General features: G+C 65.0%; 15 protein-coding genes. 11 read left to right on the top strand and 4 right to left on the bottom strand.

Translation table 11 applies throughout. The features are described 5' to 3' along the window. Nucleotides 1-133: 133 nt before the first annotated feature. The 7 genes from ilvN to M2282_RS05720 all read left to right on the top strand — a co-directional run bounded on the left by ilvN (nucleotide 134) and on the right by M2282_RS05720 (nucleotide 7,823). The gene (ilvN, locus tag M2282_RS05750; RefSeq protein ID WP_124458099.1) at nucleotides 134-625 is read left to right on the top strand and encodes an acetolactate synthase small subunit; all 492 of its coding nucleotides are present in this window, start codon (nucleotides 134-136) and stop codon (nucleotides 623-625) included. A 53-nt stretch (nucleotides 626-678) separates the two neighbouring features. Beyond that, entirely contained in the window at nucleotides 679-942 is a 264-nt protein-coding gene (locus M2282_RS05745; protein WP_280807825.1) for a DUF4282 domain-containing protein, read from the top strand. A 53-nt stretch (nucleotides 943-995) separates the two neighbouring features. Next, entirely contained in the window at nucleotides 996-2,012 is a 1,017-nt protein-coding gene (gene ilvC, locus M2282_RS05740) for a ketol-acid reductoisomerase (RefSeq protein WP_280807824.1), read from the top strand. Between the two features lie 184 nt (nucleotides 2,013-2,196). Continuing rightward, nucleotides 2,197-3,021 (top strand): CDP-diacylglycerol--serine O-phosphatidyltransferase, encoded by an 825-nt coding sequence (gene pssA, locus M2282_RS05735; RefSeq protein WP_013540986.1) that lies wholly within the window; start codon nucleotides 2,197-2,199, stop codon nucleotides 3,019-3,021. A 185-nt stretch (nucleotides 3,022-3,206) separates the two neighbouring features. Further along, nucleotides 3,207-4,910, top strand: coding sequence for a 2-isopropylmalate synthase (gene leuA / locus M2282_RS05730; RefSeq protein ID WP_280807823.1), 1,704 nt, complete (start codon nucleotides 3,207-3,209; stop codon nucleotides 4,908-4,910). A 51-nt stretch (nucleotides 4,911-4,961) separates the two neighbouring features. Then, the gene (locus M2282_RS05725; protein ID WP_280807822.1) at nucleotides 4,962-6,500 is read left to right on the top strand and encodes a 2-isopropylmalate synthase; all 1,539 of its coding nucleotides are present in this window, start codon (nucleotides 4,962-4,964) and stop codon (nucleotides 6,498-6,500) included. Nucleotides 6,501-6,617: 117 nt separating this feature from the next. Further along, complete coding sequence (locus M2282_RS05720; protein WP_280807821.1) at nucleotides 6,618-7,823, top strand: serine hydrolase; 1,206 nt, start codon at nucleotides 6,618-6,620, stop codon at nucleotides 7,821-7,823. An 84-nt stretch (nucleotides 7,824-7,907) separates the two neighbouring features. On the opposite strand, the gene M2282_RS05715 is transcribed toward M2282_RS05720, so the two are convergent. The 3 genes from M2282_RS05715 to aat are packed head-to-tail and all read right to left on the bottom strand — an operon-like array spanning nucleotide 7,908 to nucleotide 10,273. After that, nucleotides 7,908-8,741: an IclR family transcriptional regulator gene (locus tag M2282_RS05715; protein WP_280807820.1), complete on the bottom strand. Its 834-nt coding sequence runs from the start codon at nucleotides 8,739-8,741 to the stop codon at nucleotides 7,908-7,910. Between the two features lie 30 nt (nucleotides 8,742-8,771). Next, a complete protein-coding gene (locus M2282_RS05710) occupies nucleotides 8,772-9,521 on the bottom strand; it encodes an arginyltransferase (protein WP_280807819.1) in 750 nt (249 codons plus the stop codon). Continuing rightward, the gene (aat, locus tag M2282_RS05705) at nucleotides 9,518-10,273 is read right to left on the bottom strand and encodes a leucyl/phenylalanyl-tRNA--protein transferase (RefSeq protein WP_280807818.1); all 756 of its coding nucleotides are present in this window, start codon (nucleotides 10,271-10,273) and stop codon (nucleotides 9,518-9,520) included. Before aat ends, M2282_RS05710 begins: the two co-directional genes overlap by 4 nt. A gap of 199 nt (nucleotides 10,274-10,472) precedes the next feature. Here aat and M2282_RS05700 point away from each other — a divergent pair, with 199 nt between their 5' ends. Genes M2282_RS05700 through M2282_RS05685 form a run of 4 tightly spaced genes read left to right on the top strand, consistent with a single transcriptional unit; the run spans nucleotide 10,473 to nucleotide 14,510 of the window. Then, nucleotides 10,473-12,803, top strand: coding sequence for a xanthine dehydrogenase family protein molybdopterin-binding subunit (locus tag M2282_RS05700; protein ID WP_280807817.1), 2,331 nt, complete (start codon nucleotides 10,473-10,475; stop codon nucleotides 12,801-12,803). Nucleotides 12,804-12,839: 36 nt separating this feature from the next. Beyond that, nucleotides 12,840-13,751 carry a helix-turn-helix transcriptional regulator gene (locus M2282_RS05695; protein WP_280807816.1) on the top strand — a complete coding sequence of 304 codons (912 nt, stop codon included), beginning with the start codon at nucleotides 12,840-12,842 and terminating at the stop codon, nucleotides 13,749-13,751. Further along, a complete protein-coding gene (locus M2282_RS05690) occupies nucleotides 13,730-14,089 on the top strand; it encodes a VOC family protein (RefSeq protein ID WP_280807815.1) in 360 nt (119 codons plus the stop codon). Before M2282_RS05695 ends, M2282_RS05690 begins: the two co-directional genes overlap by 22 nt. A 16-nt stretch (nucleotides 14,090-14,105) precedes the next feature. Beyond that, nucleotides 14,106-14,510 (top strand): SRPBCC family protein, encoded by a 405-nt coding sequence (locus tag M2282_RS05685; protein WP_280807814.1) that lies wholly within the window; start codon nucleotides 14,106-14,108, stop codon nucleotides 14,508-14,510. On the opposite strand, the gene pobA is transcribed toward M2282_RS05685, so the two are convergent. After that, on the bottom strand, nucleotides 14,507-15,691 hold the full coding sequence (gene pobA, locus M2282_RS05680) for a 4-hydroxybenzoate 3-monooxygenase (RefSeq protein ID WP_280807813.1): 1,185 nt from the start codon (nucleotides 15,689-15,691) through the stop codon (nucleotides 14,507-14,509). The genes M2282_RS05685 and pobA overlap by 4 nt on opposite strands. Nucleotides 15,692-15,759 lie beyond the last annotated feature (68 nt).

The raw sequence follows: 15,759 nt of genomic DNA, 5'->3' as shown, positions 1-15,759 counted from the left end.
CCCGATCTTCGGCGCATTCGCTTAACTCTTTACTGACGAATCTATTGCCCGCCGAGCCCGCGCATTACCGTGCGCGGGGGAGGGCGGCGAAAGCGAAAGCTTCCGCGCTGGCGAAAAGAGGAGTCGCGCAAACATGAAACACATCATTGCAGTGCTGCTGGAAAACGAGCCGGGTGCTCTTTCCCGCGTGGTGGGCCTGTTCTCGGCCCGTGGCTACAACATCGAATCGCTGACCGTCGCGCCGACCGAGGACCCGAGCCTCTCGCGCATGACCATCGTCACCACCGGTTCGGACGACGTGATCGAGCAGATCACCAAGCATCTGAACCGGCTGATCGAGGTCGTGAAGGTCGTCGACCTCACCGAAGGCGCCTACACCGAGCGCGAGCTCATGATGGTGAAGGTGCGCGCGGTGGGCAAGGAGCGCGAAGAAATGATGCGCATGGCCGAGATCTTCCGCGGCCGCATCATCGACGTCACCGACAAGAGCTACACCATCGAACTCACCGGCGATCACGGCAAAAACGACGCTTTTCTGGAAGCGATCGACCGTAGCGCTATCCTCGAGACTGTCCGCACCGGCGCCAGCGGCATCGGGCGCGGCGAGCGCATCCTGCGCGTGTAGGGGGGCGAAGATCCTCCAGTTTCACTGTTTCAAATCAACATGAGGAGAAGGTAATGCAAGACTTGCTGGGTTTCGAGAAGATGGTGACCCCGATCATCATTCGGATTCTGTATTTCCTCGGACTGCTGGGTGTGCTCGCGGCAACGGTCATCTCGTTGTTCCAAGGCCGCATCCTGGCTGCCATCGGTATTCTTGTTTTCGGCGCGATCATGGTTCGCGTCTACAGCGAATTGCTGATCCTGCTGTTCCGCATTCACGACAACCTCGTGTCCATCAACCAGCAAATGAAGGACCGGAATTCCTCCGGTCAACTGTGAGTGAACGCACCCCCGCTTCAGGGGGTGCTCGAGATTAATTAGGAAAGACGCATATGAAGGTTTACTACGACAAGGACGCCGACCTCAGCCTCATCAAGGGCAAGACGGTCGCAATCATCGGTTACGGCTCGCAAGGTCACGCGCATGCGCAAAACCTGAACGACAGCGGCGTCAAGGTCGTGGTGGGCCTGCGCAAGGGCGGCGCTTCTTGGGACAAGGTCGGCAAGGCCGGCCTGCAGGTCGCAGAAGTCGCCGACGCCGTGAAGGCTGCCGACGTGGTCATGATCCTGCTGCCCGACGAGCAGATCGCCAACGTCTACAAGAACGACGTGGCCCCGCACATCAAGGAAGGCGCTTCGCTCGTCTTCGCGCACGGCTTCAACGTGCACTACGGTTTCGTGCAGCCGCGCGCCGACCTCGACGTGTGGATGGTCGCTCCCAAGGCCCCGGGCCACACCGTGCGCAGCACCTACACCCAGGGTGGCGGCGTGCCCCACCTCGTGGCCGTGCACCAGGACAAGACCGGCAAGGCGCGTGACCTCGCGCTGAGCTACGCCACCGCCAACGGCGGCGGCAAGGCCGGCATCATCGAGACCAACTTCCGCGAAGAAACCGAGACCGACCTGTTCGGCGAACAAGCGGTTCTGTGCGGCGGCACGGTCGAGCTGATCAAGGCTGGTTTCGAAACGCTGGTGGAAGCGGGCTACGCGCCCGAAATGGCGTACTTCGAATGCCTGCACGAGCTCAAGCTGATCGTCGACCTGATCTATGAAGGCGGCATCGCCAACATGAACTACTCGATCTCGAACAACGCCGAATACGGCGAGTACGTCACGGGCCCGCGCATCGTGACCGACGAGACCAAGAAGGTCATGAAGCAGGTGCTCAAGGACATCCAGACCGGCGAATACGCAAAGAGCTTCGTGCTCGAAGCCGCCGCCGGCCAGCCCACGCTGATCAGCCGCCGTCGCCTGGGTGCAGAGCATCAGATCGAAGTCGTCGGCGAAAAGCTGCGCGCGATGATGCCCTGGATCAAGAAGAACAAGCTGGTCGACCAGACCCGCAACTGATCTTCGAAACAGGAAGGGTGCTTCGGCACTCTTTTCCAAGGGCCACCCGTTGCGGTGGCCCTTTTGTTTGTCGGGGGGCGCAGCGCCCCCTGAACTACACTGCGAACCATGCGACTCACAGATCAAAATGCTATCGAATGGATAGCTGCCAGCGCAGTGCCCATGAGGGATGGAGGCAAATTCAATGCATGACGACACGCTCCCCGACGATGTGCAGCCGCGCAAACGTCGCAAGGGCATCTACATCCTGCCGAACCTGTTCACGCTGGCGGCGTTGTTCGGCGGCTTCTATTCGGTCGTGATGGCCATGAACGCGCGCTTCGACCTCGCTGCGCTCGGCGTGTTCGCCGCGATGATCCTCGACAGCCTGGACGGGCGCGTCGCACGCATGACCAACACGCAAAGCGCGTTCGGCGAGCAGATGGATTCGCTGTCCGACATGGTGTCGTTCGGCGCGGCGCCAGCGCTCATCGCCTACGAATGGTCCCTCAAGGGCCTGGGGCGCTGGGGCTGGATCGCGGCCTTCGTTTATTGCGCCTGTGCTGCATTGCGGCTTGCGCGTTTCAACGTGAACACCGGTGTGGTCGACAAGCGCTGGTTCCAGGGGCTGCCATCGCCGGCGGCGGCTGCGCTCGTGGCGGGCTTCATCTGGCTCGTGAACGAATGGGGCAAGCGCGGCGGTGAGGTGCTGTACCTCTCGTGGACGCAGATCACCTGGGTCACCTTCGCGTTCACGCTCTATGCGGGTCTCTCGATGGTGACGAACGCGCCGTTCTACAGCTTCAAGGACGTGCAGATGAAAAAGAGCGTGCCATTCGTCGTGATCGTGCTCATTGCGCTGGGCATCGCGGTCATCAACATCCATCCGCCGACGGTGCTGTTCGGCCTCTTCGTGGCCTACGGTCTGAGCGGCTATGTGGTCTACGCATGGCGCAAGGCCAAGGGCCAGCCGGTCAGCGTGATCAGCACCTCGACCGAGGAGCCCGACGAGCGGGGCTTGCATAACTGACTGTGGCCTGTGCTACATTCGCAACCCTCATGACCAAGATTTCGCTGCTGGCCCTACTAGCCCTCCCTCACGGGCGGAGACGGTAGCGCACGCGCAAATCCCTCACCACGGCCCGTTCGCACCAGCAACGGGCCGTTTGTTTTTGGGGTTGCTGGTTGATTCCCAACCATCACAGAGAAATCGACATGCTCAAGCAACCTCAAGCCAAATACCGCGCATTCGCCCCGATCGGCCTCAAAGACCGCACCTGGCCCGATGCCGTGCTGACCAAGGCCCCGATCTGGCTGTCGACCGACCTGCGCGATGGCAACCAGGCCCTGGTCGAGCCGATGGACATCGCACGCAAGATGCGCATGTTCGAGACCCTCGTGGCGATCGGCTTCAAGGAAATCGAAGTCGGCTTTCCTTCCGCATCGCAGATCGAATTCGACTTCGTGCGCAAGCTCATCGAGGAAGATCGCATTCCCGACGACGTGACGATCCAGGTGCTGACGCAGGCGCGCGATCACCTCATCGCCCGCACTTTCGAATCGCTTCAAGGCGCGCCGCGTGCCATCGTTCACCTCTACAACGCCGTCGCCCCGGTGATGCGCCGCGTGGTGCTCGGCATGGACGAGGACCAGATCGTCGAACTCGCCAGCAGCCACGCGCGCATGTTCAACGACTTCGCCGCGAAGCAGCCGGCCACGAAGTGGACCTTCCAGTACTCGCCCGAAATGTTCTCGGGGACCGACGTCGTGTTCTCCAAGCGCGTGGTCGACGCGGTCACCGAAGTCTGGGCGCCGACGCCCGAGCACAAGTGCATCGTGAACCTGCCCACGACGGTCGAGCACTCCACGCCGAACATCTTTGCCGACATGATTGAGTGGATGCACCGCAACCTCGCGCGCCGCGATTCCATCGTGCTGTGCGTGCACCCGCACAACGACCGCGGCACCGGCACCGCTGCCGGTGAACTGGCCTTGATGGCTGGTGCCGAGCGCATCGAAGGCTGCCTCTTCGGCAATGGCGAGCGCACCGGCAACCTCGATCTCGTGAATGTCGCGCTCAACCTCTACACGCAGGGCGTCTCGCCCGAACTGGACTTCTCGAACATCGACGAGATCCGCGCCACGGTCGAGCACTGCAACCAGATCCCCGTGCATCCGCGCCATCCGTACGTCGGTGATCTCGTCTACACCTCGTTCTCCGGCTCGCACCAGGATGCGATCAAGAAGGCCTTCGCCGCGCGCAAGGAAGGCGACATCTGGGACATGCCCTACCTCCCCATCGATCCGAAGGACGTGGGCCGCAGCTACGAGGCGGTGATTCGCGTGAACAGCCAGTCGGGCAAGGGCGGTATGGCCTATCTGCTCGAGAGCGAATACGGCCTCGAGATGCCGCGCCGTCTGCAGATGGAATTCATGCAGAGCGTGCAGCGCGTGATGGACGTTGCCGGTAAGGAACTCACCGCGGCCGACCTCTGGCAGCTCTTCGTGAGCGAGTACGGCATCGAGACTGCGCAGTCGCTGCAGCACCGTGTGATCGAGGAAGAAGGCGAGGGCGTCAACGCCTCCGTCGTCCTGCGCGGCGATCTGCCATGGGACGGTGAAACCCGCGCCATCGAAGGCCGCGGCAACGGCCCGATCGACGCTTTCACCCAGGCGCTGAGCAAGGCCACCGGCCACACAGTGCGCGTGATGGACTACCACCAGCACGCGATCGGCGCCGGTGCCGATGCGAAGTCGGTGGCCTACCTCGAGCTGCGCGTGGACGAGAGCCAGACGCTGTTCGGCGTCGGCATCGACGCGAACGTGATCACGGCATCGCTGAAGGCCATCGTCTCGGGCGTGCAGCGTGCGCGGACCCGGGGCGCGCACAGCGCACAATCGGCGGTTGAAGTCGCCTGACGCTGTCCTGCCGGACGCGCGAGGTGGGAAACGAACAAAAGGAGATTCACGATGGCTGACCAACTCATAATTTTCGACACCACCTTGCGCGACGGCGAGCAATCGCCAGGCGCCTCCATGACGCGCGACGAGAAGATGCGCATCGCCAAGCAGCTCGAACGGCTGAAGGTCGATGTGATCGAGGCCGGTTTCCCCGCCAGCTCGAACGGCGACTTCGAGGCGGTCAAGGCGATTGCCAACGCGATCAAGGATTCGACCGTGTGCGGCCTCTCGCGCGCCAACGACCGCGACATCTCGCGCGCTGCAGAGGCCCTCAAGGGTGCGGTGCGCGGTCGCATCCACACCTTCATCGCAACCTCGCCGCTGCACATGGAAAAGAAGCTGCGTATGTCGCCCGACGAGGTGCACGAGCAGGCGAAGCTTGCCGTGCGCTTCGCGCGCAACCTCGTGAGCGACGTGGAGTTCAGCCCCGAAGACGGCTACCGCAGCGACCCGGACTTCCTGTGCCGTGTGCTCGAAACCGTGATCAACGAGGGCGCCACCACCATCAACGTGCCCGACACCGTCGGCTATGCCATTCCCGAGCTCTACGGCAACTTCATCAAGATGCTGCGCGAGCGCGTTCCCAACAGCGACAAGGCGATCTGGTCGGTTCATTGCCACAACGACCTGGGCATGGCGGTGGCCAACTCGCTGGCCGGCGTGAAGATCGGCGGCGCGCGTCAGGTGGAGTGCACCATCAACGGCTTGGGCGAGCGCGCGGGCAACTGCTCGCTCGAAGAAGTGGTGATGGCGGTCAAGACCCGTCGAGACTATTTCGGGCTCGACCTAAACATCGACACCCAGCACATCGTGGCCGCAAGCCGCATGGTGAGCCAGACCACCGGCTTCGTGGTGCAGCCCAACAAGGCCGTGGTGGGCGCCAACGCCTTCGCGCACGCCTCGGGCATCCACCAGGACGGCGTGCTCAAGGCGCGCGACACCTACGAAATCATGCGGGCTGAGGACGTGGGCTGGGCCGCCAACAAGATCGTGCTGGGCAAGCTCAGCGGCCGCAACGCGTTCAAGCAGCGGCTGCAGGAGCTGGGCGTGACGATGGCCGGCGAGGCCGACATCAACGCGGCCTTCATGCGCTTCAAGGAACTGGCCGATCGCAAGTCCGAAATTTTTGACGAAGACATCCTCGCGCTCGTCAGCGCGGAAGAGCTCTCGAACGTTGACGAACAGTTTGCATTTGTCTCTCTCTCCCAGCACAGCGAAACCGGCGAGCGCCCCCAGGCGAAAGTCGTCTTCACCGTCCAGGGCAAGGAAGTGACCGGAGAATCCGACGGCAATGGCCCGGTTGATGCTTCACTGAAAGCCATCGAGTCGCACGTCAAGAGCGGCGCCGAGATGGTTCTTTACTCGGTGAATGCCATCAGCGGCTCGACAGAGAGCCAAGGTGAAGTTACAGTTCGGTTACAAAACACAGGGCGGGTGGTCAATGGCGTGGGTGCAGACCCCGACATCGTGGTTGCTTCGGCAAAGGCTTATTTGAGTGCGCTCAATAAGTTACAGAGCCAAGCTGAGAGAGTTGCAGCGCAAGGTTAGGTTTTCAGGCGTTCCTTGGTATTCGAATGAAGAAGAGGATGCAAGTAACTGATATTGCGTGTCTTTTTTGAATTCGATACACTGCGGTCCTCGTTTGTCGCCGCTGGAGATTTATTAATGCCCGAAGCCCGTCTCCGCCGAGTTTCCAGCCAGCGGTTCCTACCCGCATTCAAATTCATCGCCGTCGCGCTCTGCGCCACGGCGTTTTTGCTGCCTGGCGCCCAGGCCGCAAAGAAAGAAAAGCCCACCGCCGCCAAGACCGCCAATGCCGCCGCCTCCAAGAAGGCGAAGGGGCCGGTGCCGGTCGAAGTCAAGCGCAGCGCCGCCTCCGGCAAGGGGCAGCGTGTTGCCGCCAAGCGCGGCGACGACAAGGCGGACAAGGTCGTTCGCGGTGGCCGCAATGTGGTGGCCACCATCCGCAAGAAGAATGGCAAGACCGTGGTGGCTGTCCAGCGCCGCTCGGTGGTGCGCGTCGAGGCGCCCGCGCGCCAGTCCTTCGGCCAGATGGCCGGCCTGCACAGCACCGATGACGCGCTCGACCTGAAGTCGAGCGTTGCCCTCGTGATCGACCAGGACACGCACGAAGTGCTGTTCAGCAAGAACGACCATGCCGTGCTGCCGATCGCGTCGCTCACCAAGCTCATGACGGGCCTGCTCATCAGCGAGGCCCATCTGCCGAACGACGAACTGATCACCATCACCCAGGACGACGTCGACACCGAAAAGGGCAGCCGCTCGCGCCTGACCATCGGCACCACGCTCTCGCGCGGCGAACTGCTGCACCTGGCCCTGATGTCGAGCGAGAACCGTGCGGCGCACGCGCTGGGCCGCACCTATCCGGGCGGCCTCACGACCTTCGTGAGCATCATGAATGCCAAGGCCAAGATGCTCGGCATGAAGGACACGCGCTACGTGGAGCCCACGGGCCTGTCGAGCCGCAACCAGTCAAGCGCGCAAGACCTGGCGCTGCTGGTCAACGCAGCCTATTCAGACGCCACCGTGCGCTCGCTCTCCACGTCGCCTGAATATCAGGTCGAAGTCGGCAACCGCGTGCTGCAGTTCAACACCACCAACCGCCTGGTGAAGAGCCCTGACTGGGAAATCGGCGTGCAGAAGACGGGCTTCATCAACGAAGCCGGTCAATGCCTCGTGATGCAGGCCAAGGTGGCCGGCCGCAAGCTGATCATGGTGTTCCTGGATTCGGCCGGCAAGTTCAGCCGTATCGCCGATGCCGAGCGGGTCCGCCGCTGGGTCGAGGCGACGCACGCCGTGCCGGGCTCGCCGGCCGCTTCGCGCACTGTGAGCTACCAGGTCGCGGGCTGATCAGCAGCAGCGCCGCAACAGCGGCCGACAAAAAGACAAAGCGGGCCTGGAGCCCGCTTTGTCTTTTGGCGTTCCGCGAAGGGGTCAGGCGCTCGCTGGAGGCGTGTTGCCGGCCTGTGCAGAGGGTGGTGCCACGGCCACACCATCCTTGAACCCCAGCGCGCTCGAAATTTCATTGGCCGTGGCCTGAAGCTTGGGCAGCCAGCCTTCGTCCAGCCGATCGGCCGGTGCCGAGATCGACAGCCCCGCTACTAGCTTGCCCTGGTCGTCGTAAATGCCCGCGGCCATGCAGCGCACGCCCAGTTCGAGTTCTTCGTTGTCGCGCGCAATGCCGTACTGGCGCGCCTTCGACAGTTCGCGCTCGAGCGCAGGCAGTTGGGTGATGCTGTTGCGGGTGTGGCCCGCCAGGCCCGTGCGGGTGGCGTAGCTGCGCACCCGTGCCGGGTCATCGGCCGCCAGGAAGAGCTTGCCGGTCGAGGTGAGGTGCAGCGCCGCGCGGCCGCCGATGGCACGCACCACCTGCATGCCCGAACGCTCGCTGTAGGAGCGTTCGATGTAGACGATCTCGTCGCCCTGTCGCATGCTGAGGTTCACCGGCTGCTGCGTGAGCTTGTGCAGCTCGCGCATCGGACCCAGCGCCGCATCGCGCACGTTGAGCCGGCCCTTCACCAGATTGCCAAGTTCCAGTAAGCGCATGCCCAACCGGTAGCTGCCCGCCTCGGGCCTGTCGACGAAGCGACCGACCGCCAGGTCGTTCAGGATTCGGTGTGTGGTCGAAGGATGAAGGCCGGTCTTCTCGCTGATTTCCTTCAGCGAAATGGCCTCTTCGCGCGACGCCAGGACGTCGATGAGCGAAAACATCCGCTCGATCACCTGGATCACGGGAACGGCAGGAACGTCGGATTGGTTTTTTCTCATGGCGCTGTGCGGTGATGACCGAGCGCCATTTTATCTTGTGAAATCGCCCGGCGGCTGCCAGTGTCCATCCACCAACACTTCGTGCGGGGAAAAGCGCGCCTTGTAGTGCATCTTGGGGCTGCGCTCGATCCAGTAGCCGAGGTAGACGTGCGGCAGGCCTAGCTTGCGCGCCTGTTCGATCTGCCACAACACGCTGTAGGTCCCATAGCCCGCGCTCGTATCAGGCTCGTAAAACGTATAGACAGCCGAGATGCCGTCGTTCAGCACATCGAGGATCGACACCATCTTGAGCGCGCCCGCGCTGCCGTCGGGCAGCGTCTCGCGGAATTCGACCAGCCGCGAGTTGACCCGGCTCTGCAGCAGGAACTGGGTGTACTGGTCGATGCTGTCGTGGTCCATGCCGCCGCCGGCGTGGCGGCCGTTCTGGTAGCGCAGGTAGAGCTGGTAGTGCTCGGGCACGAAGCACAGCTTGAGCACGCGGGCCTGCAGGTCGGAGTGCTGCTTCACGGCGCGCCGCTGGCTGCGCGTCGGCTGGAAGCTGTTGGCCAGCACGCGCAGCGGAATGCAGGCGCGGCAGCCGTCGCAGTAGGGCCGGTAGGTGAACATCCCGCTGCGCCGGAACCCGCTGAGCACGAGGTCGGAGTAGGCGTCGTTGTGGATCAGGTGGCTGGGCGTGGCCACCTGCGACCGGGCCTGGCGATCCGGCAGATAGCTGCAGGGATAGGGCGCCGTCGCATAGAACTGCAGCGTGTGAAGCGGGAGGTCCTTGAGGTGCGTCACGTCGGTGAAAGAGGTCGCGCGGAAAGGAGTTCGGCCCAGTATACGGGCTCGAAATGCCACCGTGGCCCCTCCTGTTCCCGGGCCTTGGCCACGTGGGCGACGAAGCGCTTGCGCGGCATCTCGTGGGCGCCGAGGCTGGCGAGGTGGGGCGTGTTCTGCTGGCAGTCGATCATCTGGACGCCGGCGCGCCGGCACAGGCTCACCAGCGCTGCCAGCGCGATCTTCGAGGCGTCCGGCCGGCGGGTGAACATCGACTCGCCGAACACCGCGCGGCCCAGCGCCACGCAGTAGAGTCCGCCCGCGAGCTCGCCGTCGATCCAGGTTTCCACGCTGTGCGCATGACCGGCCGCGTGCAATTGCGTATAGGCATCCACCATGTCCGGCACGATCCAGGTGCCCGACTGGCCCACCCGCGGCGAGAGCGAACAGGCCTTGATGACCGACGCGAAATCGTGGTCGATGCGCACCTCGCAGCCCGACGTTTCCGCGAATCGGGCCAGCGTCTTGCGAAGGGACCGGTGCAGCTTGAACTCGGCCACCTGCAACACCATCCGCGGGTCGGGGCTCCACCACAGGATCGGCTGGTCGTCGCTGAACCACGGGAAGACGCAGTGGCTGTAGGCCTGCACCAAGGTATCGACGTCGAGGGACCCGCCCGCTGCGAGAAGTCCGGGAACCGGGTCGGCCGCGCCCCATGCCGAAGAGGGGTCGGGCAGGGTGTCGCCGGGTTCGAGCCAGGGGAGTTGTCGCATGCCATAGGTATACACGGCTTCGCTCGCGTCCCCTCCGGGATGGGGGAAAATGGCGGCCCGGCCGCCGGTTGTCGCAAACGATTGCGGTCGATGCGGACAAGAACCCCCGAAGCCCATATAGTGCTGCTTCTATTTGCCCCCCATAAGCGGATCCAGTGGGCCAGCGTTGCCCGCCGGGGATCAGCACAAGAGGACCACGTTGATCACTGAACCCAACCCCACCCGCTTTGGCAGCGGCCAGGCGGTACGCCGCCTCGAGGACGAAAGCCTGCTGGCAGGTGCCGGACGCTATACGGACGACGTCACGCTCCCCGACCAGGCGCATCTTGTTTTTCTTCGCTCTCCGCATCCCCACGCACGCATCGTTTCCATCGACACCGGCACCGCCGCCGCCATGCCCGGCGTGCTGCGCGTCATCACCGGTGCCGAACTGGTGGCCGCGGGCGTCAAGCCGATGCCGGGCGCAGCAGGGTTCAAGCGCGCGGACGGCAGCGACAGCGCCAGTCCGCCGCGCTACGCCATGGCGAGCGAACGCACGCGCTTCGTGGGGGAGGCGGTGGCGGCCGTGGTCGCCGAAACCGTCCAGCAGGCGCGCGATGCTGCCGAGGCGTTGATGGTCGACTACGAAGACCTCCCCATGGTGGTCGATCTCGCCAGCGCCACCGCCGAAGGCGCGCCGCAGCTGTGTGAAGAGGCCACCGGCAACATCGCCGCCGAAATGCGCCACGGCAGCAGCGAGGCCGCCACCGCCGCCTTCGCCAAGGCCAGCCACGTGGTGGCGCTCGACGTCATCAACCAGCGCGTGGTCGCGCTCACCATCGAGCCGCGCTCGGTGCTCGCCGCGCACGACGCCAAGACCGACCGCCTCACGATCCGCATGAGCACCCAGATGCCGTCGGGCGTGCGCGATTCGGTGTGTGCCGCCATTGGCCTGGCCAAGGAAAAGGTGCGCGTGGTGGTAGGCGACGTGGGCGGCGGTTTCGGCATGAAGACGGGCGCCTACCCCGAAGACATCGCGGTCGCCTTTGCCGCACTGCAAGTGAAGCGCCCCGTGAAATGGGTCGCCGACCGCAGCGAGGAATTCCTCTCGAGCGCGCACGGCCGCGACATCGAGGCGCGTGCCGAACTCGCGCTCGATGCCGAAGGCAAGATCCTCGCGCTGCGCATCAAGACGCTGGCCAACGTGGGCGCCTATGCCACGGGCACCGGCGTCGCGATCCAACTGCTCATCGGTCCCTGGGTGCAGACCAGCGTCTACGACATCCAGACCATCGACTTCCATTTCAAGGCGGTGCTCACCAACACCGCGCCCACCGGCGCCTACCGCGGTGCGGGCCGCCCCGAGGCCATCTTCACCATCGAGCGCCTGATGGACGAGGCCGCGCGCCAGACCGGCATCGATCGCATCGCGCTGCGCCGCCGCAACTTCATCCGCCCCGAGCAGATGCCCTACAAGAACCCGATGGCGCAGACCTACGACACCGGCCAGTTCGAGTCGGTGATGGACCAGGCACTCACATTGGCCGATTGGCAAGGCTTCGAGTCGCGTGCCGCCGAGTCCGCGAAGAACGGCAAGCACCGGGGCCTCGGTATCGCCACTTTCCTCGAATGGACCGGCGGCAACGTGTTCGAGGAGCGCGTCACCGTCTCGGTGCAGGCCGATGGGGTGATCGAGGTGTTCTCCGCCGTCAACGCCATGGGGCAGGGCATTGCCACCTCGCTTGCGCAACTGGCGGTCGACGCCTTCGGCGTGCCCATCGAGAAGGTCCGCGTCGTGCTCGGCGACACCGACCGCGGCGACGGCTTCGGCAGCGCCGGTTCGCGTTCGCTCTTCACCGGCGGCTCCGCCGTTCGCATCGGCGCGGAGCGCACCATCGACAAGGCGCGCGAACTCGCTGCGCAGGAGTTCGAAGCCGCCATCGACGACATCGTCTACAGCCGCGGCGCCTTCTCCGTGGCCGGAACCGACCTCGAACTCGACCTGTTCACGCTCGCCGGCAAGCAGCCCGAGCGCGAGATCTTCGTGGACTCCACCAGCACCGTGGCCGGCCCGACGTGGCCCAACGGCTGCCACATCTGCGAGATCGAACTCGATCCGCCCACCGGCGAAATCAGCGTGGTGGCCTACAGCTCGGTGAACGACGTGGGCCGCGTGATCAATCCGATGATCGTGCGCGGCCAGCTCGAAGGCGGCGCGGTGCAGGGCATCGGCCAGGCGCTGTACGAGCAGGTGGTGTACGACCAGGAAACCGGCCAGCCCGTGACCGGCAGCCTGATGGACTACGCCGCGCCGCGCGCCGACATCGTCGACACCATGTTCCACATGGAGATGGACGAATCGACGCCCTGCACGAACAACCCGCTGGGCGTGAAGGGCGTGGGCGAGCTGGGCACCATCGGTGCCACGCCGGCCATCGTGAATGCGGTGGCCGATGCCTTCGCGCGCAACGGGCTCGCCGCGACCGCGCCGCGCCTGCACATGCCGCTGAGCCCATCGCGGGTATGGGCAGCGATGCACACAGTGGACTGAAGATCCGCCAACAGGTGTTCGAAGGGCACATCTCGCATGCTCATCACCACCGAACTGCAGACCGACCCGATCCGCGTGTCCAGCTACCGCTGCGACGCGGGACCGGGTGCGCCGTCGTTCACCGAGATGCACGAGGACTACTCGGTCTCGTACGTGCGCAAGGGCAGCTTCGGCTATCGCACGCGCGGCAACGCGTATGAGTTGGTGGCCGGCTCGGTGCTGGTCGGTTGCCCGGGCGACGAGTACGTCTGCACACATGACCACCACATCTGCGGCGACGAGTGCCTGGCGTTCCACCTGTCGCCCGGCTTCGTCGACCTGATCGGCGGCGACAGGCAGACCTGGCGCACCGCAGGGCTCCCGCCGCTGCCCGAACTCATGGTGCTCGGCGAACTTGCGCAGGTCGCCGCCGAGGGCGAGAGCGACGTCGGTCTCGACGAACTGGGCATGTGGTTCGCGAGCCGCTTCGTCGAAGTGGTGGGCGGCCGCGGCAAGCCGCCGTCGCGGTCCGCCACGCCGCGCGACAGGCGCCGGGCCGTCGATGCCGCGATGTGGATCGACGCCCACTCGCACGACGACATCGGCCTCGAAGGCGCGGCCGCCGAAGCGGGCCTGAGTTCCTTCCATTTCCTGCGCCTGTTCTCGCAGGTGCTGGGCGTCACGCCGCACCAGTACCTGGTCCGCTCGCGCCTGCGGCATGCGGCGCGCCTGCTGGCGGACGACGACCGGCCCGTGACCGACGTGGCCTTCGACGTCGGTTTTGCCGACCTCAGCAACTTCGTTCGCACCTTCCACCGTGCGGCCGGCGTGTCGCCACGCGGCTTTCGCCAGGCCGCCAGGGGCGACCGCAAGATTCTCCAAGACCGCATGGCGACCCTGCTCAATGATGACCGCCTGGTTCATTCATCAAGCAGGAAGTCATCGCCATGTACGACCACATCGGACTGAAAGTCACAGACCTCGCCGCGAGTCGGCGCTTCTACGAAGCCGCGCTCGCACCCCTCGGCCATGTGCTGGGCAGCCACGACGACAGCTATGCCGGCATCGGCCCGGTGGACGCGCCCGCCCTGTGGCTCTACGCGGCCAAGGGAGTGAAGGGGCCGGGCACGCACCTCGCGTTCCGCGCACCCGACCACCGGGCCGTCGCGGCCTTCCACAAGGCGGGCCTGAAGGCCGGCGGCATCGACAACGGCGGCGCCGGGCCGCGTGCCGACTACAGCCCGACCTACTACGCGGCCTTCCTGATCGACCCCGACGGCAACAACGTCGAGGCGGTCTGTCCCTGAGACCCGGAGAAGCACCATGGCAACCATCTACAAGGAATTCACTGTCGAGGCCGATGTGGCGAAGATGTGGGAGGCGCTCCGCGACTTCGGCGCAGTGCATACGCGCCTCGCGCCCGGCTTCCTGACCGATTGCAAGCTGGACGGGCAGGGCGCCCGCATCGTCAGCTTTGCCAATGGCCTCGTGGCGCGCGAACTGCTGGTGGGCATGGACGAGGCGAACCGCCGGCTGGCCTACACCATCACCGATGGCAAGGCCAGCCACCACCACGCGTCCGCGCAAGTGTTCGCGGACGGCGAAGGGCGCTCGCGCTTCGTCTGGATCACCGACGTGCTGCCCGACGAATTCGCCGCCTACGTCGAGTCGATGATGGTGAAGGGCGGCGAGGCGATGAAGGCCGCGCTCGAGCGGCAGGTGCCCTAGAAGTCCTCGAGCGGCAGTCCCACGTAGTTCTCCGCCAGCGAGGTGGAGGCCGCGTGCGAATGCACGAGGTAGTCGAGCTCGGCTTCCTGAATCTTCTGGCCGAAGGCGCCCGTCTCGGGAAAGCGGTGCATCAGTGAGGTGAACCACCACGAGAAGCGCTCGGCCTTCCAGACGCGGCGCAGGCACAGGTCCGAATAGCGATCGAGCGCCGAAGCCGACTTCTTCTCGCCATAGAAAATCTCGAACGCACGCGAGAGATAACCCACGTCGGCCGTCGCGAGGTTCAGCCCCTTGGCGCCGGTCGGCGGCACGATGTGCGCCGCGTCTCCTGCCAGGAACAGCGCGCCGAAGCGCATCGGCTCGGCGACGAAGCTGCGCAGCGGCGCAATGCTTTTCTCCAGCGACGGGCCGGTCACCAGGCGCTCGCGGGCCTCGGGGTCGAGCCGCGCGCGCAGCTCGTTCCAGAACGCTTCATCGCTCCAGTTCTCGACGCGCTCTTCGGTCGGCACCTGCACGTAGTAGCGCGACCGCGTGGCGCTGCGCATGCTGCAGAGAGCGAAGCCGCGCTCGGTGTTCGCGTAGATGAGTTCGTGCGATACCGGCGGCACATCGGCCAGCACGCCGAGCCAGCCGAAGGGGTAGACCTTCTCGTAGGTCTGGATCGCATCGGCCGGCACGCTCGCGCGGCTCACGCCGTGGTAGCCGTCGCAGCCGGCGATGAAGTCGCATTCGATCTCGTGCGTCTGGCCGTCTTTCTCGTAGCGTACGCGCGGCTTGGCTGAATCGAAGTCGTGCAAGCTGACGTTTGCGGCGCTGTAGATGGTCGTGAGGCCTTCGGCGGCGCGCGCTTCCATCAGGTCGCGCGTCACCTCGGTCTGGCCGTAGACGGTGACCTGCTTGCCGCCGGTGAGGCCGTGCATGTCGATGCGATGCCGCGCGCCTTTGAACAGCAGTTCGATGCCTTCGTGCGGCAGCCCTTCGGTGCGGGCGCGTGCATCGACGCCGGCGCGTGCCAGCAAATCCATCGTCACCTGTTCGAGCACGCCGGCGCGGATGCGGCCCAGCACGTAGTCGCCGCTCTGGCGTTCGACGATGACGTTGTCGATGCCGGCCTTGAAAAGCAGTTGACCGAGCAGAAGGCCGGCGGGGCCCGCGCCGATGATCGCGACCTGGGTGCGCATGTTCGTGTCTCCGAGAAGGGTTTTGCCAAGCGTAGGGCGCGGCCGGCCGCCTGGTTCACGGCATTCCG

Origin of the sequence: Variovorax boronicumulans (assembly GCF_029892485.1) — a bacterium.
Taxonomy (GTDB): domain Bacteria; phylum Pseudomonadota; class Gammaproteobacteria; order Burkholderiales; family Burkholderiaceae_C; genus Variovorax; species Variovorax boronicumulans_B.
Note: the sequence above shows the minus strand (reverse complement) of the source record. Positions and strands in the feature narration are given on the sequence as shown.